The sequence below is a fragment of the Arthrobacter sp. genome (genome assembly GCF_031179385.1).
Classification (GTDB): Bacteria; Actinomycetota; Actinomycetes; order Actinomycetales; family Micrococcaceae; genus Arthrobacter_D.
Genome location: NZ_JAPSHV010000064.1, coordinates 1 through 2,070 on the forward strand (window position 1 = coordinate 1; position 2,070 = coordinate 2,070).

2 protein-coding genes and 2 pseudogenes are annotated in these 2,070 nt (G+C 61.3%); 3 read left to right on the forward strand and 1 reads right to left on the reverse strand.

All coding sequences use genetic code 11. The annotated features are described in order from the left end of the window. Both RIF85_RS10070 and RIF85_RS10075 read left to right on the forward strand, forming a co-directional pair. Positions 1-843: pseudogene (locus RIF85_RS10070) on the forward strand (peptidase S10); the annotation flags it as partial. 45 nt (positions 844-888) lie between these two features. Then, positions 889-1,011 (forward strand): hypothetical protein, encoded by a 123-nt coding sequence (locus RIF85_RS10075; protein ID WP_309071778.1) that lies wholly within the window; start codon positions 889-891, stop codon positions 1,009-1,011. Between the two features lie 17 nt (positions 1,012-1,028). Here the strand turns inward: RIF85_RS10075 and RIF85_RS10080 are convergent, their stop codons facing one another. Beyond that, entirely contained in the window at positions 1,029-1,529 is a 501-nt protein-coding gene (locus RIF85_RS10080; protein ID WP_309071779.1) for a DUF456 domain-containing protein, read from the reverse strand. A 105-nt stretch (positions 1,530-1,634) separates the two neighbouring features. Here RIF85_RS10080 and RIF85_RS10085 point away from each other — a divergent pair. Next, positions 1,635-2,070 (forward strand): annotated as a pseudogene (locus RIF85_RS10085) (hypothetical protein); the annotation flags it as partial.

A 2,070-nucleotide genomic window follows, 5' to 3' on the forward strand; every position in this document is an offset into this window, starting at 1 on the left:
ACCGTCAACGGTCTGGGGCTCATCTCGACCGTACTCAACATGTCGACCCTCCGGTTCTTCCCCGGCAGCGACACCCCGTACGCCCTGCACCTGCCAACCTATGCGGCGATTGCGCACTATCACGGCCACCATCCCGGTCGCGAGCTCTCCGACGTCGTCCGTGAAGCGGAAGAATTCGCCTCGCGTGACTTCGGCTATGCACTGACCCAGGGCAATCGACTCACGCAAAGCGAGTACGACGACGTCGTGACCCGCCTCAGTGCCCTCACCACCCTGGGCGAGGACTTCATCCGCCGAACCAACCTGCGCTGGGCCTATCACGAGTTCGCTGCTGAGTTGCTGCGGGCTGAAGGACTGGTGGTGGGCCGGATCGATGGGCGCTTCACCGCTCCGCCGGCCAACCTTCAGTCCTCAAGTTCGACGGACGACCCAAGCATGCGGGCCATCACCGGGCCATTCGCAGCAGCGATCAACCACTATGTACGCGCCGAACTCGGATACGAGAACGATCTCCCCTATGAGATTCTTACCGCGCGTGTGCAGCCGTGGAGTTACCGGACATTCGAAGGTGCACCAGTTGACGTGAGCGATGTGCTTGAGCGGCTCATGGTGCATAACCCGGCCCTACGGGTTCACGTTGATTATGGCTACCAGGACGGTGCCACACCGCACTTCGCGGCGGAGTATGTGTTCGCGCATATGAATCTCCGGGAAGAGGCACGGGCGCGGATTTCGCATCACTACCACGAGGCCGGACACATGATGTATCTCAAGCCGGAGTGCAGGCTCGCCCAGCTCGAAGCCCTCAGGCTATTCGTCGCGGACCGGTCGACATCCGAATAGTCAGTGTGCTTACTATGGAGGCTCACTCCACGAAAGGCGCACAAGATGCTGAAGAAGATCCTATGGATGCTCGCTCCGGTTATTGCCTCGAAACTGCTCGGTAAGCGCCAGCAGGGCCGGACCAACACCAGGTACTCGCGTGGAAAGACCCGCGGCTACAGGCGGTAGCAGGGCAAGTGGGCGGGTCAGCGCGTGGAGAAATGCGCCCAGACGGCGAGAACCCATGCGCTGCCCGCCGCGCAGGCCAGCAGAAGCTCGACCAGGATGCCCACGCCCATGGCTTTGAGTGCCGCTCCGCTCGACGACACGGCAGCCCGAAAGTCATGAAGACGGGCAGTCTCGCTCAACAGTAGGCCCACAACAAAGCCGACGATCAAGCCCACCACAGGGATGATGAACATGGCCACCACGCCAAGCACGAGCCCGATTGTGATGGATCGTCCCGGTATCTTCCGCTGACGCAGTTTGCGCCCCGTCAGTATGGTCCCCGCGAGAAGACCCGCAACCGCGCAGGTTCCACCGATCGCAAGGGCAGTCCAACCGGAAGCGCTCGTCACAGTAAGCGCCCATACCAGCAGGGACACAACGATGAGGATGCTGCCGGGCAGGATCGGAATCACCACTCCGGTCACGCCAACCGCTATGGCCAAGCCGCAAATAACAGTTATCAGAATCTCCCAGTCCATGCTCCTAAGCATGCCATCGGCCGGTGTGGCGCCCTTGTACACGCCACACCGAAATACTAAGGTTGCTTATTAAGTCGCCTTAGGGCCCTGAAATCAGGAGACATCATGAGTACACCAGGAACAGGGAACAACGACCGGGACTATCGCCCCAAGCATGCGGATGATTCCCTGACACCGGATGTGGGCGGATCCAGCCGCGCAGATGCACGCCGATCCCAACCGGAGACCCGCGCAATGAACGTCGACCACGACAATGACGGCGTTGACGACCGCGACGAGCGGACCGCTGCAGTACCGGTGTCCTCCAGTAGGGATTCCTATAATCAGGACCGTCGCCCGCGGAAGCTGGATCCGGATGATCGGGACTACGACCGCGACTATGACGGCAGCCGTGACGGCAACAACGGCGTTGCGCCGGTTCCTGTCGGGGCGGAAAGGGATGCGCTCCATCAGCGCGAAAAGGAGACTTTCGGCGGCATGAAGTTCGGTGCCGCGTTCTTCGGTTGGCTCACCGCTACAGGCATGGCGGTCATCCTCACCG

What these genes read in the sequence shown, in the direction of transcription:
- RIF85_RS10080 (WP_309071779.1), bottom strand. Translation starts at nt 1,529, where the DNA reads ATGGACTGGGAGATTCTGATAACTGTTATTTGCGGCTTGGCCATAGCG.
- RIF85_RS10075 (WP_309071778.1), top strand. Translation starts at nt 889, where the DNA reads ATGCTGAAGAAGATCCTATGGATGCTCGCTCCGGTTATTGCCTCGAAA.